The 23287-nt window shown below is 43.7% G+C and carries 16 protein-coding genes and 1 tRNA gene; 12 read left to right on the top strand and 5 right to left on the bottom strand.

Going from position 1 to position 23287, the window contains the following annotated elements; translation table 11 throughout:
* Positions 1–292: 292 nt before the first annotated feature.
* From guaB to cysS, 3 genes are all read right to left on the bottom strand, one after another.
* The gene (guaB, locus tag H9653_RS07450; protein WP_191691593.1) at positions 293–1765 is read right to left on the bottom strand and encodes an IMP dehydrogenase; all 1473 of its coding nucleotides are present in this window, start codon (positions 1763–1765) and stop codon (positions 293–295) included.
* Positions 1766–2138: 373 nt separating this feature from the next.
* Complete coding sequence (locus tag H9653_RS07445; RefSeq protein ID WP_225211655.1) at positions 2139–4181, bottom strand: mechanosensitive ion channel family protein; 2043 nt, start codon at positions 4179–4181, stop codon at positions 2139–2141.
* Between the two features lie 165 nt (positions 4182–4346).
* Positions 4347–5807 (bottom strand): cysteine--tRNA ligase, encoded by a 1461-nt coding sequence (cysS, locus tag H9653_RS07440; protein WP_191691592.1) that lies wholly within the window; start codon positions 5805–5807, stop codon positions 4347–4349.
* Between the two features lie 250 nt (positions 5808–6057).
* Between cysS and H9653_RS07435 the strand changes: the two genes are divergently transcribed.
* Positions 6058–6657 carry a cob(I)yrinic acid a,c-diamide adenosyltransferase gene (locus H9653_RS07435; protein WP_191691590.1) on the top strand — a complete coding sequence of 200 codons (600 nt, stop codon included), beginning with the start codon at positions 6058–6060 and terminating at the stop codon, positions 6655–6657.
* Positions 6658–6792: 135 nt separating this feature from the next.
* Here H9653_RS07435 and H9653_RS07430 read toward each other — a convergent pair whose 3' ends face one another.
* Positions 6793–7761: a hypothetical protein gene (locus H9653_RS07430; RefSeq protein WP_191691582.1), complete on the bottom strand. Its 969-nt coding sequence runs from the start codon at positions 7759–7761 to the stop codon at positions 6793–6795.
* A 383-nt stretch (positions 7762–8144) separates the two neighbouring features.
* On the opposite strand from H9653_RS07430, the gene H9653_RS07425 reads away from it, so the two are divergent.
* The 11 genes from H9653_RS07425 (at position 8145) to H9653_RS07375 (ending at position 22337) form a co-directional block, all read left to right on the top strand.
* Positions 8145–8873: a glycerophosphodiester phosphodiesterase gene (locus tag H9653_RS07425; protein ID WP_191691580.1), complete on the top strand. Its 729-nt coding sequence runs from the start codon at positions 8145–8147 to the stop codon at positions 8871–8873.
* A gap of 302 nt (positions 8874–9175) precedes the next feature.
* Positions 9176–10573, top strand: coding sequence for an acyl-CoA desaturase (locus tag H9653_RS07420; RefSeq protein WP_225211654.1), 1398 nt, complete (start codon positions 9176–9178; stop codon positions 10571–10573).
* Positions 10574–10862: 289 nt separating this feature from the next.
* A complete protein-coding gene (locus tag H9653_RS07415) occupies positions 10863–12329 on the top strand; it encodes a protein adenylyltransferase SelO (protein WP_191691578.1) in 1467 nt (488 codons plus the stop codon).
* Between the two features lie 340 nt (positions 12330–12669).
* Entirely contained in the window at positions 12670–14991 is a 2322-nt protein-coding gene (locus H9653_RS07410; protein ID WP_191691576.1) for an NADP-dependent malic enzyme, read from the top strand.
* A 162-nt stretch (positions 14992–15153) separates the two neighbouring features.
* A complete protein-coding gene (locus tag H9653_RS07405; RefSeq protein ID WP_191691574.1) occupies positions 15154–16353 on the top strand; it encodes a tRNA nucleotidyltransferase in 1200 nt (399 codons plus the stop codon).
* Between the two features lie 182 nt (positions 16354–16535).
* Complete coding sequence (locus tag H9653_RS07400; protein WP_191691573.1) at positions 16536–17348, top strand: pteridine reductase; 813 nt, start codon at positions 16536–16538, stop codon at positions 17346–17348.
* A gap of 91 nt (positions 17349–17439) precedes the next feature.
* Positions 17440–17516 (top strand) — tRNA-Ile (locus H9653_RS07395).
* 149 nt (positions 17517–17665) lie between these two features.
* Positions 17666–18862 carry a tyrosine-type recombinase/integrase gene (locus tag H9653_RS07390; protein WP_191691571.1) on the top strand — a complete coding sequence of 399 codons (1197 nt, stop codon included), beginning with the start codon at positions 17666–17668 and terminating at the stop codon, positions 18860–18862.
* 107 nt (positions 18863–18969) lie between these two features.
* Positions 18970–19761, top strand: coding sequence for a hypothetical protein (locus H9653_RS07385; RefSeq protein WP_191691569.1), 792 nt, complete (start codon positions 18970–18972; stop codon positions 19759–19761).
* A 148-nt stretch (positions 19762–19909) separates the two neighbouring features.
* Positions 19910–20233, top strand: coding sequence for a helix-turn-helix transcriptional regulator (locus H9653_RS07380; RefSeq protein WP_191691567.1), 324 nt, complete (start codon positions 19910–19912; stop codon positions 20231–20233).
* The gene (locus H9653_RS07375; RefSeq protein ID WP_191691565.1) at positions 20220–22337 is read left to right on the top strand and encodes a DUF3987 domain-containing protein; all 2118 of its coding nucleotides are present in this window, start codon (positions 20220–20222) and stop codon (positions 22335–22337) included. Before H9653_RS07380 ends, H9653_RS07375 begins: the two co-directional genes overlap by 14 nt.
* Positions 22338–22400: 63 nt before the next feature.
* Here the strand turns inward: H9653_RS07375 and H9653_RS07370 are convergent.
* Positions 22401–23287 (bottom strand): IS256 family transposase (locus tag H9653_RS07370; protein WP_191691563.1); only part of this gene is annotated, 887 nt, incomplete at its 5' end.

Here is a 23287-nt window from a genome sequence, read left to right as displayed (position 1 = left end):
TATAAATTTTCTTTTTTTGCTCTCTTTCTATGCGCCTTATCCTTTTTAAGGCTACTAAAAACCCACTCCAGCATTAGCGAAGTGTTTTTAACATACATCAAGTATAAGCCTTAAACCGAGACAAGGCATCTAAATAATAAAAAGGCGTCTAAGTTATAGATAGAAGAGTTTAATGTTGTATTTTACAAAAAAAACAGCCAACAATAATAAATCATTGTTGGCTGTTTGTATCTTGGTGTCACGGCAACGCTACAGAGCCGATAACCTACATCTTACTAGCGTTAAGAGATGATCAATCAACGCGATAGTTAGGCGCTTCTTTGGTAATCTGCACATCATGGACATGAGATTCTTTCATACCCGCTGAAGTGACTTTGACAAACTGCGGCTTAGTACGCATCTCTTCAATGGTCGCACAACCAGTATAACCCATCGATGAACGTAGGCCACCCATCATCTGATTGACAATACCAGAAACTGGGCCTTTATAAGGTACGCGGCCTTCGATACCTTCTGGTACCAGTTTTTCTACGCCGTCTTTGGCATCTTGGAAATAGCGATCTGATGAGCCGTTTTGACCTGACATCGCACCCAAGCTACCCATACCGCGATAGGCTTTATAGTAACGGCCTTGGAACAGCTCAACCTCACCTGGCGCTTCTTCGGTACCCGCCATTAGTGAACCAACCATGATGCACGACGCGCCAGCAGCAATGGCTTTTGCCATATCGCCTGAATAGCGGATACCGCCATCAGCAATCAGTGGAATACTGTCTTGTAGTGCGCTTGCGACACTATCGATTGCCGAGATTTGCGGCATACCAACACCCGCGATAATACGCGTGGTACAGATAGACCCAGGGCCAATACCTACTTTTACCGCGTCTGCACCAGCATCACGTAATGCTTTAGCGGCATCACCTGTGGCAATATTACCGCCGATAACCTGAACGTTTGGATAGTGCTTTTTAATCCAAGAAACTTTATCAATCACGCCTTTTGAGTGACCATGCGCGGTATCGACAACGATGATATCGACATCAGCGGCAATCAAAGCTTCAACACGGGCTTGGGTATCAGCGCCAGTACCGACAGCTGCACCAACGCGCAGGCGACCCTGCTCATCTTTACAAGCATTAGGGTTATTTTCTGCTTTAGAGAAATCATTGACCGTAATCAGACCACGCAAACGAAAATCATCATTAATCACAATCACTTTTTCGATACGGTGCTCGTGAAGAAGTTTTTTGATATTCTCGTTACTTTCACCTTCTTTAACAGTAACTAGCTGATCTTTTGGCGTCATGATATGGCTGACAGGTAATGATAAGTTGGTCTCAAAACGCCAATCACGATGAGTTACGATACCGATGACTTTATCGGTACCCTTCTCAACCACAGGTACCCCTGAGATATTGTTATCTTGAGTCAATCTTAACAGCTCACCGATGGTCATCTCTGGGTGCACGGTAATAGGATCGACAACTGTACCCGCTTCGAATTTTTTCACGCGACGTACTTGCATGGCCTGCTTATCGATATCCATGCTCTTGTGCAAAATACCCAAACCACCAAGCTGCGCCATAGTGATGGCCATCTCAGATTCAGTGACGGTATCCATCGCAGCCGAAATCATCGGTAAGTTTAAAGTGATATTTTTGGTTAGGCGGGTCGTTAAATCAGCAGCTTTTGGTAGGATTTCAGAATAAGCTGGTAATAATAAAACGTCATCAAAGGTTAAGGCTTCATCGACAATTCGCAACATACAGACCCCTAGTGGTGGTTATTTTGATGGGTGGGCAATGCAGTATCACGTCGATAAACAAAAGCTTTATCAAAATCAATACGCCAAAATAAAGCGGCTAGAATTGTGAAAAAACCATGAGGAACAAACCTTAAATACGGATATCAATCGGCATGTTATCTGTTTATCAGCGGTAATAAAATGCTTAGGAAAGTAGAGTTGCTAATATCGCGCTTCTAAACCTTCTAACATCTGATTACCCGACGCTTAATAACTGAATTATCCCTTAAAAATAACGCCATATTATAACAAATAAAGCAAGCCTTCGCATAACATATTTGTCAGCTTATTTTGCCAGATGATGCCTTTATTTTGCCATGCTCTTACATCCTTACTATGTTTCTGTTTTAACGATAAAACGTTCCGCTGGTAGATAATCCTTTTGTTCACTATATAAGTAGCTTAGCATTCGCTCACGCACTTCACATTCAAGTAACCAAGCATTGAGCGGGCTATCGGACGCTTGGCTACAGCGTAGCTTGATAGTAGTCTCTGTTACCGATACCGTATACATCTCAGGCTCGGTATCACTATCCCATAGCTCACTGTCTTTGACCAGCTCAATATATTTTTGTCGTATCGCTTCGATATCAGCGCCATAATCGACATATAAATAAATCACTGAGATTTGATGCGACTCGGTATGTGACCAGTTTTCTACAATCTCAGTGATAAAATGCCGCATCGGTACAATCAAGCGGCGCTCATCCCAGGTTTTTAGTACCGCATAGGTATAACCCAAATCCTCGATTGTGCACCACTCGCCTTCCATCATCACCGTATCACCGATACGCACCGGCTGCGTAATGGCGACTTGCATGCCTGCGATGATATTACCCAAGATAGGCTGGGCAGCAATACCTATCACCGCACCCGCAATACCTGCCGAGGTAAGTAAGGTTTTACCCAAACCATCAATATTGGTAAATTCACTCAAACCTATCCAAATACCGCCTAAAATCATCACAAAGATAAAGACGCGGCGAAAAATAGACACATAGGTGCGGCGACTGCGGCCTTTATCAAACTGCTCTTCGCTCAAATTCTCGATTTGCAAATCTTTATAACGATTGGCAAAGAAATTAATGGCGCGTGTACCCAGCCACATGGCGCTTAGCACCAGCCCAATCCAAATAATGGGGCGTGTCGATGAGGCAAGCGCATCTAAGTAAGGAAAACCGCCCGATACCAAGGTATAAACCGCGGAAAAACTGATGGTAAACGTCAAAGGCACGGTCAGCTTATTGACCAAGTCTTCGACTCCGTTATGATGAATGGTAGCGAGCCGATTGCCCTCTTTGTCTAAAACGTACCAATTGAGCAGTTTACCAGCCGCTTTACTGAGCAACCAACCGGCGCCCATGGTAAAAGAAAAGAATAAAAATAACGCGATGAATTCCCAAATGGCAATGCCAAAGACTTTTAATTTGGTCCAGTCGGGCAAATAACGCTCAAACTTGGCAGGCTGATATTGCTCATACAGCTTATTGATATTGGCGACCGTTTGCGCAGAAAACACCCAAAAAGGCGGGCTGTCATCGATACGTACGCGCTCAAGATGCAGCGGCACACGGCGATCACGATAGTCGATATAACCCAACTGGATTGAGCGCCGAGGGATGCCTTGGATACTATTATTGCTACCAAGCGGCGGTTCTATCAAACCATCAGGACGGTCGGGCAACTTATCAAACGCATACAGCTTTTTTTCCATCAATAAAAAATCGAGCTGTTTGGCAAGCTCTATTGCTTGATTACGCTGCAACTCCTCGTCAATCAAGTTCATATTGAGCGCATAAGCAGCCAAATCATATTGCTGCTTGATAACTGCCGATTGAAAAAACTCTAGTGTTGCCAGTGGTGTCGATAAATTCGGTGGCTCAGATAGTGGCGGCAAGCCGACATTGAGCTTATTTAAGGCATAATAACTTTCGTTATAGTCGCCAGTCAGACCGGAATCACCCTGTAATACCCCCGCTTGCTGTTCGGTTTTTTTCTCAAACGGACTAATGACCTCTTCGGCAAGCGCAGAGACACTGACGCCCTCTTTTTTGATCTTATCGATCCGTTGCGATGCATAGTCAACAATGTTTTCTGGCGCCTCGCTGATTGGCGCAGGTGTTTCGTTTTGATTGTTGATCGTTGAATTTTCATTCGCTGAATGACTAGCCGCATAAGCTGGCAGATAGACAATACTTAGGATAATAACGGAAATACTGAAAATAAAATGACGTATGTTCAAATGCCTCACGGTTAATTTCTGCCTACCTTTAATAGTATCTAGACTCTTACAACCAGAAACACCAGCGTCGCCCCTATTGCCCATATACGGAGCTTGGGTATTTTTAGCCATCAAAGACTGAGAGGAATGTTTCATACGTTAAGGTTCTAGGCTGATTAATGAAATGATTTAGTAGAGTTAAGCATTAATTTTGAATATAAGATAAAGCTAATGCACTGAACCAAAAAAAGCCAGCATAAAGCTGACTTAATTTGAGGGTAAAATGTTAATTGATACAATTGCTTATAGCAAGAATACGATTTAAGCACGGCGCCAAGTCGTACCCGCACGGCTGTCTTCAAGCTCAATTCCCGCCTCTTTTAACTGCTCACGTATCTCATCAGCACGGACAAAGTTTTTGTTGGTTTTGGCATCGGCACGCTCGGTGATTAATCCATCGATAGCGTCATCGGACAAACCGCCTTCTTGCGCCTCACCCACGACCGCTTGCAAAAACTGCTGTACCGGCAGCTGCAATATATTTAGCGTCTGCGCCAAGGCTTTCAGCTGCTGCGCCAATTGCCATGCAAGCTCTACCTCTTCACCTTTAATCGCTTTATTAATATCACGTGCCAGCCCAAATAATACGCTGATTGCCGTTGAGCTATTAAAATCATCATTCATGGCTTTGATAAAGTCTTGTCCTGCCGCGCTATCATAAGCAGAGTTGGTGAGCGCATCATCGATAATGAGTGCTTGTCCTTTTTGCTGTTCAGCCGCTTTTAATGCTTGATACAATCTGCTTAGGCTATTGTGCGCTTCATCTAAGGCTTTGTCTGAGAAGTTGACTTGGCTGCGATAGTGACTCGATAACAAGAAAAAGCGCACCGTTTCAGAATGATACTTGGCAATCACATCGCGAATGGTAAAGAAGTTATTTAGCGATTTGGACATCTTTTCGCCATCGACATTGATAAAACCAACGTGCATCCAATTACGTGCGTATTCGCAGCCCGTCGCCGCTTCCGATTGTGCTATCTCGTTTTCATGATGCGGAAACTGTAAATCATGACCGCCGCCGTGAATATCAAAAGTATCACCAAGGCATTTGGTTGACATCGCCGAGCATTCGATATGCCAGCCCGGACGTCCTTGGCCCCACGGCGATGCCCATTGTGGCTCACCAGGTTTCGCCGCTTTCCACAGGACAAAGTCAAACGGATTGCGCTTGTCATTTTCGACATCGACGCGCGAGCCCGCTTGCATATCGTCCAAATTGCGCTTGGATAATTTGCCATAATCAGGGAAGCTATCGACCGCATAATAGACATCGCCATTATCGCCAGCGTAAGCGTAATCATTACTGACCAAATTGCCAATCATCTGCTGCATCTCGTCGATATAATCGGTCGCGCGTGGCTCAGCATCGGGTGCTAAGCAGCCAAGGGCCGCAAAATCTTCATGCATCGCTGTGATAAAACGCTGTGTTAATGCGCCAATCTCTTCGCCGTTTTCGGCTGCGCGAGCGATGATTTTGTCATCTATATCGGTGATATTCCGCACATAATTAACCTCATAGCCCAATTGTTTCAGCCAGCGTACCACCATATCAAAAGCAACCATCATCCGCGCATGACCGATATGACAATAATCATAGACCGTCATTCCGCACACATATATGCCGACTTTACCCGCAACCAGCGGCTTAAATACCTGCTTGCGTCCGTTAAGTGAGTCATAAATGGCAAGCTGAGACATCGCGTCTGCAAGAGGTGTGGTCATAGTAAAAAAGCCTTTTGATAAAAAAAATAAGAGTGAAACGAAAATATTCTTACTGCACACTTAGATAATGAAAACGCTTATTTATAACAATATTTAGCGTCATTATCATTTTAAGGGAAACAGCGATATAAAACTTAACCCATTATCTTAGCGAAAATGCTCGTAAAATACTACAATGAGCGCATAACTAACATTCGCAATGCTAAAAAATACTGACTTTTTAATAAACACTAACCTTTAAGGATAAAACATGGGCAATCGTTTAAGCAAAATATATACACGTACTGGCGATGACGGTACTACAGGCATGGCAGATGGCAGCCGCGTGAGTAAAGCGGACAATCTATTTAGCGTCATGGGTGATGTCGACGAGCTTAACTCACATATTGGTTTGGTACGCGCGCAGTTGACGCAAAACTCGACTGACGCGACAAAAGAAGCCGACTTTGCCCAAGCCTTAGTGATTATTCAGCATCTGCTATTTAATATTGGTGGCGAGCTTGCCATGCCAGAATATGAAGGCGTGAATAGCGCGCACATTGCATGGTTAGAGCAACAGATTGACGCGATGAATAGCACCTTGCCGGCGCTAAAAGATTTTATCCTACCGACAGGTTCAGTGTTGGTCAGTCAATTGCATGTGGCACGTACCGTCTGTCGCCGTGCTGAGCGTCAAGCGGTGCTATTGCAGCAGCAGCGCTCCGAGGCCATTCGTCCAACGGCAGTTAGCTTTATCAATCGCTTGTCTGATTGGCTGTTTGTCGCTGCGCGTTTTTGCACCGACCCTGAGCAAGTTTCTGAAGTGCTATGGGACAGTCAAGTATTACAAAAATTCGCTGAGAATAAATAGTTTAGCTTTTACTGACTGCTAAAAATTAACCGCTAAAAATCCATTCAAGCAAAAAGCCCGCGACTTACGATAGTTGCGGGCTTTTGAATTTCAAACGCTAGGCTTAAACAATAGAAACTGACTTCTTATAAATAATTAATAAGTCGCGTCTTTATCTTCGATAATCACCATATCGATACTGTCATCTTTAGGGACTGACTTAGGTGCAGCTGGAGTCGCAGGCGCTGTAGTACTAGGCGTTGGGGCAGCTTGGTTATTGCTTTGATTATCCTGATTACTCGTGTTCTGGCTACTGTTTTGACTGCTGCTATTTTGATTGACAGTCGGTGGCGTAGCTGGCTCAGCTGGACGTACAGGGGCCGCTGGCGTTACCGGTCTTGGTTGGCGAGTTTGGTTTTCGGTATTGTTTTGTGCCGCTTGACGGCGGCGTTCGGCTGCTTGCGCGGCACGCTGCTCTTCTAGCGCTGTCTGAAAGGCTGAGCCTGCCACTACTTCTGATACCACGGTCAGCAGTGCTGGCTGTCCAGCGATACGCGTACGTACTTGACCGCCTTGGGTACCAACAACATACGTAAAGGCATCGTCAACGAGCATGTTATTATTGATACGGATATTATCATTGGCTAGGCGTGATTGTAAGCTTGGCTGATTGTTAGCGGATTGCAGCTGGCTGGCTTGGTATAAGTCTTCACTTGGCAGAGTCATGCTGACACTCGCCTGACAGGTAGTCATACCATTATCATTTGTAGCTTGTAATACCGCAGCGTTTTGTACATCGATGACGATACCATTGGTTTTACCACTGACAACGCCACCATTTAAAGCAATTTCAGCATCGTTAGCGTAACTTGCTGCCAAGGTTTGCGCTTGTTGATTGAGCGTATTTTTTAAGGCTGATTTGAGGCGATCTTGTACCATTGGATCATCACAACTTACCGCTGTAGCAGCAGCGTTTTCGTTAGTGGCGGCCTCTTCGGTTAGCTCGGCAGTTTCTGTGGTCTCTTCTTTTTCTGAGCGGTTACAGCCTGTAAGTACCAAACTACAGGCGATACCAATACCAGCAACCTTATACCACTTGCTCAAACTCTTATTTGCTACGCTCATCTTTTTTTGCTCCAATTTCCTGATTCGTACCGCCAATGACGGCCAGTGTTTTAACATTCAAAAACTTACACGCGCATCATGACATTTAAATGGTAACGACGGTATAGTAAAGATTGCCATGCAATTTTTGAAAACCACGTTATTATACGGCGTTTGATTTAAATGGTCATCAGTGTAGCCTATTGATATACAAATAACGTCCAACATTGTGTACAAAACCTTGCTTTGGTTGCAAAAAAGCTACAAAGACATATTTTATGTCGTGGCTGCAACTCATAACTACACTATCTAAGTAATGCTTCTGTTCTCAGATAAATATTTTATTAGACCCCATTTTGCAGAGACGATATGATAGCGATAAGAATTTTTGATAGCTATTAATAATGATAAATTTTAAAAATACCCTTTTATTGGGCCATCGCGGCGCACGCGGTGAAGCGCTAGAAAACACCTTAGCAGGCTTTAAAGTGGCGCAAAACCTACAAAGCGCGGGTTTGATAGGCGTTGAATTTGATGTGCAATTAAGCGCCGATGGTCACTTGCTGGTCTTTCATGATGATAATTTACTACGCATGTGCGCCCAACAATCCTGCATTGACCAGTTGAGTCTTGCCGAGATTGGGCGCTATTTGCAGTCCGGTCATCAGATTACCCCTTTGGCCGAAATAGCATCCGTGCTAAAAGGTTTTGGCTATATTGAGCTTGAAATTAAGACGCATGAGCGCACGGATTACGGCAAATTAATAAAGGCATTAATGCAAGATTTAATCGATAGTCCTCTTGCCAGCTTGCCTATAGCGCTGACCAGCTTCGATGTCGAATTACACGCAAGGCTGCAACGCAATAAAACCTTACAACACATTCCGCGTGGCTTACTGATTCGCACCCCTAAAACTTTGCTAAGCGCACCGCAAACTGCCCTGCAACTTGGCTGCGTCCAGCTAGGTATTCACTATCTATTGCTGACTCAAGCAGTCATTAAGCACTGTCATCGTTATCACTTACCAGTCAGCGCGTGGACCGTCAATGATAGCGAAACGATTAAACAACTTATTACGTGGCAAGTCGACGTCATCATCACCGATTATCCAACCTATTTTCTCACGCGCTAAGTAAGTGAACTTCTTACCTATCTTTTTGTCATATTTCAAAAAACTTGCTTGAAAATGGCTTAAAAAAGCCAGCTAATTAATTGGCTCGATAGTCATTTATACATTTCTATCGCACACATATTTATCTTTTTACTTACACTATCACTTAATTGCTGATAAGTAAGGGATTATTTGGGTTAATCACTACCATAACTCCTACAAGTTATTGTTATTTAGCAATATTTTTCTAGTGTATAACTGTTCACTTTACTAGTCTTTTAGGGTAATATGGAGGCTGAAATTAATATCATTAGGAATATTACATGATTGCTAAAAAAGTAATAGGCTTACCACTTAAGGGCTTGCGTTTCGCCATGAAGTCGGGTGATACGCTTATACAGCATGCTGGCACTCAGGCGCTGCGCGTGAAGACGTGGCTTGATACTGGCAAAAGCAAAACTGATGAGGCTGCCGATACGCAGTTTGCGACGACGAGCGGTTATAAAGATGCCAATGCAGTCGCTAACTATGAGGGTATCGATCCGCTTGAGCTTGAATTTCAAAAGTCGCCAATCAACTTGGTTCCAGCGATTTTTCTAATTGCGACGCCTATTGCTGCTGCCGTCATTACGCCATGGTACCTGTTGACCCATCAAGTTAGTGCGCCGGTTTGGGGTGTATTTGGTGCCTTTATGGTGTGGACCGGTATTAGTATCACTGCAGGCTATCACCGCCTATTGTCGCATCGCGCTTATAAAGCCCATCCCTTGGTAAAAAACTTCCTATTACTTGGCTCAACCCTTGCGGTTCAAGGCTCTGCCTTTGACTGGGTATCAGGCCACCGTACGCATCATCGTCATGTTGATGACCGCATGGAAGATCCTTATTCAGCAAGACGTGGTTTTTGGTTCAGTCATATCGGTTGGATGTTACGCAATTATCCTAGTGGTCGCTTTGATTATAAAAACATTCCTGATTTGACCAAAGATAAAGTGCTACAGATTCAGCATAAATACTATGGTTTATGGGTACTGGCTACCAACGTTGCGATGGTTGCGGCAGTTGGTTGGTTAATCGGTGACGTTTGGGGCACGCTCGTATTGGCAGGTCTACTGCGTTTGGTGCTGACCCACCACTTTACCTTCTTTATTAACTCGCTATGCCACATGTTTGGTACGCGTCCTTATACGGATACCAATAGTGCACGCGATAACTTTTTCCTTGCTATCTTTACGTGGGGTGAGGGTTATCATAACTATCATCACTTCTTCCAATACGACTATCGTAATGGCGTGAAATGGTGGCAATATGATCCAACTAAATGGCTTATCTTGGGCTTATCTAAACTTGGGCTAACCAGTGAATTACGCACGGTTGACGACACCACCATTAAGCATGCTGAAGTGCAAATGCAGTTCAAAAAGGCTCAACAGCAGATTGATAGTGTTACTGCGAACGGTCTAGATATTCCACATGCGATGAAGAGTTTCCAAGATCGTATCAAGTTTGAATACGAAGCCTTTACGCAAACGGTCGAAGAATGGCAAGCGCTAAAAGCCAAAACTATTGAGCTAAAAAAGACCGAGTTTGCTGATCGCCTGCATGAAGTTGAAGAGATGCTAAAGCACGACTATGCCAAAGTTGAGCAAAAAATACTGGCGCATAATAGCAATCTAAAAACGGCGTTTCGCTCTATCGGTCAAAGTCCAAAAGCCGCTTAAGCCTTTATAGATTTATTGTTTTACTTTTTATTGTACGTTTCTCCTGCCCTCTATCTGTAAAGATAGGGGGCTTTTTTCGGCCATGAGTTGTGCGCTACTCGTTTACGCACTCATTATTTCTGCTCACTCATTGTTTATACAGCAATTACAAGAGATGGACAGAGTGAAACGCGGCATTATTAAGGCTATGCTATAGTAAGTTTATTACTCTCTTTAAACACTTTCATTACTCGCTTTTAACCTTAAGTTTTTATATTAAAAATACATACCTCTATATTGGAACGCACCTATGCGCTATCAAAATACTTACGTCACATTAGATACTCGCCTTTATCATGAACAGCAGCCGACACCGCTTGACAATCCGCGCGCTGGTCACTTTAACACCGAAGTTGCCAAGCAATTAGGCTGGCTCGATGACGATGAGCTGATGGCGCGTTGGGTTGAAATATTAGGGGGTCAATACGTGCCAGCTGAGTTTCGACCGCTGTCCATGGCCTATGCTGGTCACCAGTTCGGACAGTGGGCCGGACAATTGGGCGATGGGCGCGGTTTACTCATGGCGCAAGTGCTCGATAATAATGATAAATTACAAGATTTACATTTAAAGGGCATTGGTCTGACCCCCTACTCTCGCATGGGCGATGGGCGCGCGGTGTTACGTAGTACCATTCGCGAGTATTTATGCGGACATGCGTTGACGCAGCTTGGCATTCCTTCGTCTAATGCTTTAGGATTTGTGGTGTCTGATACACGTGTCCGCCGTGAGCGTATGGAAGCAGGCGCGGCATTGATGCGCGTCGCTGACAGTCATATTCGCCTCGGTCATGTTGAGTGGATTGCAAGCTTTGCGCCCGACTTACTTGGCGAGTTTACCGACTATATGATTGATACATACTATCCAGAATGCCGTGATAGTGAAGCGCCTGTCTTAGCATTTTTACAAGCGGTGGTTGAGCGAACCGCACGTATGATTGCCGATTGGCAATTGATTGGCTTTGCCCATGGGGTGATGAATACTGATAACTTATCGATTACGGGCAGTACCTTAGACTTTGGTCCGTTTGGTTTTATGGAGCGCTTTAACCCTGCGTGGATTAACAATCACTCCGACCATACTGGTCGTTATGCCTATCAAAACCAACCTGCTATCGGTCATTGGAACTTAAATATTTGGCTCCCGCACTTTATGCGCTTAAATGGTGTAACACGCGATACCTTGGCTGATTGCCTAGCGCCGTATGAAGCGACCTTTATGCAGCATTACCAGCAAGGACTCTGCCGTAAGCTTGGGCTGCCTCACACTAAAGAAAGTTTGACCCTTGCTTTTGAGTGGTTAACCTTGTTAGAAGACAATTTGCTCGACTATAGCAACAGTTTCCGCGCGCTATTGGGTTTGGTCGCGCCAAATGAATATCCGTATGAGCAAGAATTGCTGGCAAAAATGACTGCTGAGTTTAATAATGAGGCACAGCACGTTTGGCAACAATGGTCAACAAGGTATTTAGCAGCGCTAGAGCCGTTATCTAGCGAAGCCTCTATTGAACAAATGCATAGCAATAATCCGGTTTATGTACTACGTAATAGTGTGGCACAGCGGGCGATTACGGTGGCGGAACAAGGCCAATTTGAAGAGTTAAATCGAGTCTTTGACTTACTTGCCAATCCTTACAACGTCCAAGACATCGCCACTGAGCTCGATACCATGCCGCCCGCGCCACATGCGCCGCAAATGCCAATCAGCTGTTCTTCGTAAGAGAATACGGACAAGCTGCTATTCTGTAATGTTTTGAAACATTAGGCAATTATGGTTGATATCGAGGGGCGTTTTTTGCCATTATCAAACAGCGAAATAACGAATATCATTTTATTATATTATTCACCTAATTGAGATGACTTGACTAGGCAGTGAAATACCAATAGTGCTAGAATAACGCTTCCTGTGAGATTGCTGTTTTTACGCTGATGTCTAGTCGCCGAGCACGACCTTTTTAGTATAAATGTGCCTTAATTATCATAGTCATGATAATGAAGCATAGACATTGGTTTTTATCACCATTTACTTTATTCCAATTATTCCAACCATGGCAATTATTATGAATGACGATATCACTTTGAATACGGACACCCCTACTACGGAAAAAGAGCAGTTTGAACAATCTGCCTTACACTACCATGAGTTTCCGCGCCCCGGTAAAATCTCAGTTACGCCTATCAAGCAACTGGCCAACCAACGTGATTTGGCACTTGCTTACTCTCCAGGGGTTGCGATACCTTGTCTTGAGATTCAAAGAGATCCAGCGTTAGCGGCTAAATATACTGCTCGTAGCAACTTGGTTGGCGTGATAACCAACGGTACTGCGGTGCTTGGTTTAGGGAATATTGGTCCATTGGCCTCTAAACCTGTCATGGAAGGTAAAGGGGTTTTATTCAAAAAATTTGCTGGTATTGACGTTTTTGATATTGAAATTGCCCAAAATGATCCAGATAAGTTCATCGAAGCCGTCGCCTCGCTTGAGCCTACTTTTGGTGGTATTAACCTTGAAGACATCAAAGCCCCAGAATGTTTCAAAATCGAGCGCGAATTGCGTGAGCGCATGAACATTCCGGTATTCCATGATGACCAGCACGGTACCTCAATCATTGTTGCCGCAGCGATGCTAAACGCTTTACTTATCACTGGCAAAAAAATCGAAGAGATTAAAGTGGTCTGCTCTGGCGCAGGTGCGGCAGCTATATCTTGCTTGGATATCATTTGTGCGCTTGGCGTAGATAGAAACAATATCTTTGTATCAGATTCACGCGGTATCATTACCACCAGCCGTGAAAACCTTGATGAAACCAAGCAGCGTTATGCGCGCAATACTACCGCCACTACCATCGAAGAAGTGATGGATGATGTCGATATGTTCTTAGGCCTATCAATGCCTGGCACCTTAACTGAAGACATGGTGCGCCGTATGGCAAAAGACCCAATCGTCTTTGCCCTTGCCAACCCAACGCCTGAAATCATGCCAGAAGTGGCGCACGCCGTACGTCCAGACGTTATCATGGCAACCGGTCGCTCAGATTATCCAAACCAAGTAAACAACGCGCTATGCTTCCCTTATATCTTCCGCGGTGCACTTGACGTTGGGGCGACAGCGGTTAATGAAGAGATGAAAATCGCTTGCGTAAAAGCCATCGCGGCTATGGCGCATGTTGAAGCGACACCAATGAATAACGTGAAAAACGTTGAGAGTACGCCAAGCTTTGGCCGTGATTACCTTATCCCAGGCCCTCTTGAGCCAAACTTAATCATCGAAATCGCCTCTGCGGTTGCCAAAGCGGCGATGGATTCTGGCGTAGCAACCCTGCCTATCTCTGATATGAAAGCCTATCGTCAACGCTTGTCTGAGTTTGTTTATAACTCAGCGTTCGTGATGAAGCCTATCTTTGCCCGCGCGAAAGCCGATCCTAAACGCATTGTTTACTGTGAAGGCGAAGACCGCAACGTACTGCTTGCCGTACAAGTGGTCGTTGATGAGCAATTGGCGCATCCAATCTTGGTTGGTCGCCCTGCCATCATTGAAAAGAACATTGAAAGATTGGCGCTGCGTCTAAAAGATGGCGAAAACATCACCATTATTAATCAAGACGATGATCCACGCTATAAAGACTACTGGCAAGGCTACTACGAGAAAAATAAACGTAATGGTGTCAGTATTGAGCTTGCGCGCCGTGATGTCCGCCGTAAGACTTCTTTAATCGGTGCCCTACTGGTTGAAAACGGTGATGCTGATGGCATGATTTGTGGTACTTTTAGCTACTATCATCTGCATTTAAAATACGTCAGCCGAGTTATCGACAAAAAAGCAGGCGTCAGCGATTTTTATGCGATGAACGCGGTATTGATGCAAGATCGTAATATCTTTATTGCCGACACTTACATCCATGAAGACCCAACGGCTGAGCAGTTGGCTGAAATGACGGTACTTGCAGCCGATCAGTTACGTCACTTTAATATTACGCCGCGTGTGGCTTTGGTTTCGCATTCAAACTTTGGTACCTCAGACCGCGAAAGCGCAGTAAAAATGCGTCGAGTGTATGAGCTACTGACAGAAATGAATGTGGACTTTGACTTCGACGGTGAGATGCAAGGGGATGCAGCACTTGATGAGCATATCCGTGCCAATGACTTACCATCAAGCAACCTAAAAGGCTCAGCAAACTTGCTTATCTTGCCAACGCTTGATTCAGCAAATATTGCTTTCAACCTACTAAAAACGGCAACTGGCAGTGCGTCTATTGGACCTATTTTGCTAGGCGCGAGCAAACCTGTGCATATCCTAACTCCATCAGCGACAGCACGCCGTGTGGTCAATATGACAGCGCTTGCAGTTACTGAAGCTCAAGACTTAATCAATGAGCAAAAATAGTCGTTTATGTCATATATAAACGCCTTATTACGACGGTCTTCTAGCGTTCATTTATAGAAACCGTCTGCTATACTAAAACCAGTCAATACTTATATCGGTGTTGACTGGTTTTTTTTGGGTAGAATAATATGGCAAATATTGAATAATTATAAAGAGACTATTATGCAAGTGTATCTCGTCGGCGGCGCTGTCCGTGACCAATTATTGGGTCGTCCTATCAAAGACAAGGATTTTGTCGTCGTTGGCGCGACGGTCGCAGATATGCTGGATGCAGGATTTCAGCAAGTGGGCGCAGACTTTCCAGTATTTTTGCATCCTATTAGTCATGAAGAGTATGCGCTGGCGCGTACAGAACGCAAACAAGGGCGAGGCTATCAAGGCTTTAGCGTACATGCCAGCCCTGATGTGACGTTACGTGAAGACTTACAACGTCGCGACTTGACCGTCAACGCTATGGCAATAGAAGTTAAAAGCCTTATGGATGATACGCCGATAAGTGGCGACGTTGTCGATTACTATGGCGGTTTGAACGACATTCATAGCAAAACCTTGCGTCATGTATCAAGCGCGTTTAGTGAAGACCCATTACGGGTACTGCGCACCGCCCGTTTTTATGGCCGCTATTATGATTTGGGCTTTAGTATTGCCGATGAAACCTTGCTATTGATGCGTGAGTTGGTGCGTTCAGGCGAGCTTGCGCATCTAAGTAGTGAGCGTATTTGGCAAGAATCGAGCCGTGCTATGATGCAAGTATCGCCGCAGGTATATTGGCAACAGCTGTTTGAGATTGGGGCGTTGACGGAGTATTTTGCTCCACTACAGCAAGTTTGGAATGATAAACAGTACGATCAAATACGAGAGATTGTACAAACCGCATTGTATTTCGCCGGTCAAATGCAATTAAATTTATCGCAGCGCTGGGCGTTATTAATGGCCAGTCTGAACACAGATTTATTTACTTTAAACTCTACAGAAACTCTTTCGGTTAATATAGAGGCAGCGGTTAAAGGTATTCATGGGATAGGAAACAGTACAAAGGTGCCAAAAGCGCATAGCCAGTTTGCCACTTTATTTGTGCAGCAAGCGAAAAATCTTAGCCGCATAGACCAGCTGAGCGCCGCCGAGAAAATCGATCTTATTCAAGCTTGTAGCGCTCATAAAGCGCCGGATAAACTGTCGCAGCTTTTGGTCACCAGTCATGTTTTAAAATTGGCGATACAGCACCGCCAAATGATGCTCGCCTTAAATAGCTTTCATGCTATTAGCATGGATAATATTGACCAGAATCTAAAAGGTCCAGCGATTGGCGAAGCATTACGCCAACGTAGAATTGAGCATTTACAAACACAACCTGTCTTGTAGACAAGCACTTTCAACTAGCAATTTATAGTCAGTGCAAAATAAAAGCGACACGTTATAGATTTTTGCGACTGGTATAAATTTTCCTTGCTTGCTGTTATCACAGAGGCTACGAAAAATTCATCCCAGTCGCACTGTATCGATTTTAGAGCAATTCTACTATACATAATAAAAACACCTTTAATATGAACCAAGAATTTAGCTTAAGCCAATCAAAATATTCTAATACCTCAGCGCCCGTAATGGTAGTCACTGGTGGCGCTAAGCGTATTGGTGCAGCTATTGTTCGTGCCGCCCATGAGCAAGGCTACCGCGTCATTATTCATTGTCATCATAGTGAGCAAGAAGCCAATGTCCTAGCGGATGCGCTGAATAACAGTCGCCCTGATAGCGCGGTCGTCATCATCTCAGATTTGGCAGTTGTTAATAATAGTCAGACACTACAGCGATTTACTCGCAACATTATGCAAGCTTTTGGCCAGCTTGATGTCCTAGTGCATAACGCCTCTCGCTTTTACCCAAGTCCGCTTGGTAATATCAATCACGCTCAGTGGGATGAATTATTTTTAACCAACGCCAAAGCGCCTTTATTATTAAGCCAAGCCTTATATCCTTATTTAAGGGCACAGCAGGGCTGCATCATTAGCCTACTCGATATCCATGCGCATAATAAACCTTTTAAAAATTATGCCGTCTACAATATGGCAAAGGCGGCGCATCGAATGATGGTACAGTCTTTAGCGCTTGATATGGCACCTGATGTACGCGTCAATGGCGTCGCTCCCGGCGTCAATATCTTGCCAGAAGCAGATAGCGACCAAGCACTTCACCCGCAGCAGCAAAAAAGCATCATCGACTCTATTCCTATGCAGCGGATAGGCAAACCTGAGGAAATCGCCCATAGTGTGCTTTATTTGGCTCGGGCAAGTTATGTGACTGGTGAAATAATTGCCGTCGATGGTGGTCGTAGCCTGACATTGGCTGGCGGTCATGTTTAGCAGAGAACTAATGTTTTACTAAAGAAATCGGTAATACTTTCTATCTTTTACTTGAAAATATATAAAAATCAGGTATCATTGTGCGTCTAAAGGGCCCATAGCTCAGTTGGTTAGAGCAGAGGACTCATAATCCTTTGGTCGTAGGTTCAAGTCCTACTGGGCCCACCATATATCAAATCAGGCTTGTTCGTAGCAATACGGCAAGCCTTTTTTTATGCGGTTTTGCGAGATTTACGAATATCTTGATATGTGGCGAACTATATAGAATATTGGTATATTTGTTGGTATAGATTATACCAACACGGAGATATACCAACATGTCACTAACCCATACGATTATCAACAAACTAACCCCAAGTGAAAAATGCACCCCTAGCCGTCCTGATAAACACAGTGATGGCGATGGTCTCCAACTATGGGTAAGACATACAGGAAATAAAGTCTGGGTTAGCGCCTACCGCTGGCAGGGCAAGCAGCAGTCGCTTACCTTAGGTAAATACCCAGTAATCACATTACAACAAGCACGCCAGCGTAATTTAGAAATAAAGCAGCTGATCAGTGAAGGCATTAACCCAAAAGATAAAAAGAAAGAAAAAATTGCTGAACAAGATGGCTCAAGACTTTTCGATACCATTGCTCAAGCGTGGTATGCAGACCGTAAAACCTTTTTAGCCACAAGTACGTTTAGTCGTAACTATTCAGCCTACATGCGCGACGTTAAACCAGTTATCGGCCATAAACTAATCGACGACATTACCTCACCTGATATTTTAACGATTGGCAAAAGTATAGAGGCACGCGGCGCTAATGAGATGGCACGGCGCATAATGGCAGAAGTAGGACAAATATTTAAGCATGCTATTCGCATAGGTGTGGCAACGTCAAATCCTGCAGCAGATTTATCAGCGGCAATTAAACCGCATAAAACGAAAAATCACAGCCGTATTACGTCAAAAGAGCTACCAAAACTCTTACAAGATATCAATGACTACACTGGACATATTACAGTCAAACTAGGTCTATGGTTCTTATGCTATACCTTTGTAAGAACCAATGAGCTTAGGTTCATGGAATGGGCAGAAATTGACTGGAACGATAATACTTGGCGCATACCTGCGGACAAAATGAAAATGGATAGACCGCACATTGTGCCTCTTGCACCACAGGTAATAGAGATCTTACAACAAATTAAAGACCTGAATTTTTCAGAGCAGTATGTATTCTACAACCCTTCAACTCGCAAACCTTACAGCCAAAATGCTTTTATTAATGCTCTTTATCAGATGGGTTATAAATATAAAATGACAGGGCATGGTTTTCGCGGGCTGGCTAGCACTACCCTACACGAGCAAGGCTATATGCATGAAGCTATAGAGCTACAGCTAGCACATGAACAAGAGAATAAGATAAGTAAAGCTTATAACGGGGCGCAGCACTTAGATTATCGTAGAGATATGATGAGCCAGTGGGCTGATTATATCGATAATTCCTTCACCAACAGAAATATTTTATAGCTATAAAATTGCAAAACAGTTAGTTCAAAAAACTCCCATTTTAAAACACACTTTTAGGCAATCATTGGCTTACAATTCTTACTCCCGAACTTTTATAAGGCTCAAGGATGAAATCGTTAGCAGAGTTAACAAAAAAAAACCCTTTATTCAATGACGATTTATATATTAGCGTGAGCGAGTTAATTGAGGTTATCACCAATCATTCGGATGGCAACGAGGACGATGTCATTACGTATCTTGTTCAAGGGCTAGATGCTGACTCAATACTAGTGCATCAAAAAACTATTACAATTGGTTATCACGATATTAACCACGATTTTATTGTTTTTTTAACTGATGATGGACTTGAACCACTCAAATTCACTGAATTATCGAATAAGTTTGATCTTTCAAATCACTTCCTTCCAAAAAATGAGCTTGCCAAAGTAAGAAATATAGAGCAGCTAGATATAGAGTTGCTTTCAGACTTTAATTGTGAGCGTGTACAAGATGATAAAAGACTTAGTGACTCAGAAGCTCAACTTTCTTATAAAAAAGTTATTCAAAAACTAGAAAAAGAAAATAACCAGCTAAGAGAGACGTTAGCACAGAACAATACAGAGTTATCACTAGTACATGACTGGCAGTCAATGGAATCCTATATTTACCCACCTGAATTGCACATTGCCATAATTATGTGGGAAAAAATGTATGCTTCTGATGAAATAACAAGTCAACATCTCACTAAACATTCTGACCGTTTTCGTAACATAGCAATAAAAATGGGGTTAACCAAAGACTCAGCTCCTGTGGCTTTAATAGAAAGACTCCAAACAATAACTACCCCTCAAGATAAGAAGCAATCTTCCGATTTAGAAAAATTAAAATCTATTTTAGAGTCCGACAAGAATGATACTTAAGGCCTAACACATAGGGTTACCCTCATAGGGTTACCCTATAATTTCAGGGTTACCCGTTGCAGTCACCCATGTGCTGTGACTTAAGCTGTGTCATATCAGCAGTAGCATACCGCTATTGTCCGTATCTAACTTAAAAGGAGTTGGAGATATGACTACCCCAATTTGTAATAATTCTTTGATCGTCTCAAGTCAATCGTTAATTGATGTCTCTGCTAGTAACCATAAGATCTTAACTATACCCACCTTAGCACCACAGGGCATGTCGCGAGCTAAAGACATCCTGCCATTTTTGCCATTCTCGAGAACCACATTGCATGAATGGAGTCGAGACGGTAGATTTCCTAAGAGCATCCGCTTATCGCCAACAATAGTGGCTTGGAAAAACTCCGAAGTTCTCGATTGGTTGAATAAACACACTAGTAACACTTCCACGAATATAAGAACCAGTGGAGGTAGAAATGAAGGAAGGTAACAGCAAAAAGCCCCAAGCTGATGACAAGGGGCTTAATACTTTACTAGGCTCTACAAAGCAAACTAGCCATGCAATTATAGCAGATGATGAGATTATCACCAACCTTATAGCTTTAGACCAAGACGATAAGCTAAGACAGTTTAGCAATACATTCACTATTCATAATGGCGATAGAAAAAGCGATATAATCAACACTGCTGGCAAAGTGGGCTTGATACTCAGTGACAACATGAACCAGCCAGCAAACCTAGCTATTTACACGCCTAACAGTGATGCACCTATCGAGGTGACAGACCCAAACACGCCAAGCGCCTTTATCATTGGCAGTCTTAACCTAGATAGTGACTGGTACGGGGTAAAGAGCCTAGATGATGGTATAGAGCTATTTAAAGCACTGATAAGCCAAGGGCTAAACGTGACTATCCTAGTCAGTGCTAACCCTTTTCACTTTAACAAAATGGTCAAGCACTTTGCTGAGGTTAAGCAAGTTATTGTTACTACTACCATTGATAAAAAAGATGAAGTAACTAAGCCACTTCTAGGCGTAAACGTTAAAGCGATTATAACTACTTTTGATTTACTGCTATCGTTGGCTAATGAACAGACGCTTGATGATGTTTTGAGCGACCCTGAAACAATAGTTAAAGACTTGCTAGCTGAAGCATGGGGAGAGCTGGGCGATATAGCTGACCCTGACAGTAAAGCCACACCCTACCCGATAGAAGCCTGGGGCAAGAACGGCGATATACTTTACGATGCAATAAAATCCATTATCTATCATGCTCAAGTTGCCTCAGCGATGGCTGGAAATGGCATGTTAGGCGCTTTAGCTACCATTATTCAGCAGTATATCAACGCGCCTTATGTGTTAGGTGATAAGTTTATGCCTGTATCCCTATTTATACTTACTGAAGGCGATAGTGGTAGTGGTAAAAGTCGCACTGTAGGCTTTAGCCACAAGGCGCTTGTGAGCTATCAAGAAGACAAACGCAAGGAAGACAGGCAGTTGCTAGATGAATGGAAAGCACAAAAAACCAGCACACTAAAGAAAGATTTAGAAGTATGGTTACTTGAAAACCCCAAACCTAAGCAGTTTATACTTTTGGTGAAGTCTGGCACTATCCAAGGCTTTTTAGACCACATGCTGATCGGAAATACTAGAGATATAGCATGGTCAACAGCTGAAGCTGCCTTGTTTTTAAGTGGTCATAGCTTAACCAGTGACACGGCAAAAAGTAACATAAGCCAGCTGTGCGATATATGGAGTGATGGCTCATTTGACAGGCTTCTATCACCGCGCTACGACAGCATAGAGCAAAATAGTATGAACGGGGTTCGGTTTACGCTCGACTTGCAAGGGCAGCCGTCTGTCATAGCTGAAGCACTCAATGATAGCGCTATGAATGAACAAGGATTGTTACCACGCTTTTTGTTCGCCTTTCCTGACAATATGAACGGTAAGCTCGTTTATAACACTGATGAAAGGCTAGACGCTAAGCCTAACCTTGACACTCGATTACAAGCCTACTGGCAGCGGTGCCGTGAGTTACTAGACCCTAGCCAAGGCATTATCAGAACTGACGACGAGGGTAGGATCATCCGATTTGATATGCCCTTTGAGAACAGACAGGCAAGAAAAGCATTAGCAGACTACCAAACCGCTAAAGAGCGCCAATTATGCAAAGGCGGTCAGCTTGAGAAATACGCAAGCTATGCCAGACGCTTACATGAAAATGCCAGTCGTATCGCCTCAATACTGGCTTACTTCAATGGCCAGCGTTTCATATCTGCTGATGACATACATAGAGCTACATTATTGACTGACTACTCAATGAGTGAGCGCATAAGATACACTGACAAGCCTCAAGCTGGAGATAATGACGCGCAAAAGCTCATAGGTTGGCTGGTCAAGCATTGTAATAGACAGTCAGTCAATCAACTGGCTTACTCAACGGCTCAAAGTAAGGTTAGTCCTAAGCACTTACGGAAAAAGCATAACTTTGAGTTGATAGCTGAGGTATTAGAAAGCGAGGGTTATATCAAAATCATAACTAATGGTAGGGCTAGAACGATACAAGTTAGACCTGAACTATTAGCACAATAGATAGGGAAAAACTATGAAAATAGGAAAGAATAGAGCCCATCCCAGATTCTGTGTAACTGCCATTTAGATTAAATGCTTACTGATACGGTCATCAAACATAATCATAAAGCGATTCAGAGCAGACGTCCAGTTACGAATCGGCATCGACCACTTTTTGGATGCTTGCTGAGTTGCTAGGTAGACTACCTTGAATGCTGCCTGATCAGAGGGAAACACCTTACGCTTATTCACCGCCGTTCGAATCACACTGTTTAGCGACTCTATCGCATTGGTGGTATAGATGGCTTTTCTGATGTCTTTAGGATAACCAAAGAACACCGTTAAGCCCTCCCAGTTATTACGCCAAGACTTGATGACATGCGGGTACTCTTTGCCCCATACTTCATCAAAGTGCTCAAGGTTGGCCTCTGCCATCTCAAGCGTATCAGCACCGTAGATGGCTTTTAAATCAGCCGCTACTTTCTTCTTATCCGTCCATGGCACGAACTTCATTGAATAGCGCAGCATATGCACGATACACAGCTGAACCTGAGCGTTTGGATAAACCGTGTTGATGGCATCGGGGAAGCCCTTTAAGCCATCGACACAGGCAATGAGGATATCTTGTACCCCGCGGTTTTGTAGTTCAGTGAGAACACCTAGCCAGAACTTAGCGCCTTCATTCTCTGACAGCCACATACCAAGCAGCTCTTTTCTGCCGTCGAGTCCCACGCCTAGCGCCAGATAAATAGCTTTGTTAATGATCTGCTTATCTTGACGTACTTTGACGACAATGCAGTCTAGATAGACAATAGGATAAACACTGCTCAGCGGCCGGTTCTGCCAAGCTGTGATGTCGTCTAAGATATTGTCAGTGACTCTTGAGACAAGAGAGCTTGAGATGTCGACGTCGTAGATGTCCTTGATGGTTTCGACAATCTCAGTAGTGGTTTGACCTTTGGCGTAAAAGC

Source organism: Psychrobacter communis, from assembly GCF_014836505.1.
GTDB lineage: Bacteria > Pseudomonadota > Gammaproteobacteria > Pseudomonadales > Moraxellaceae > Psychrobacter > Psychrobacter faecalis.
Note: the sequence above shows the minus strand (reverse complement) of the source record. Positions and strands in the feature narration are given on the sequence as shown.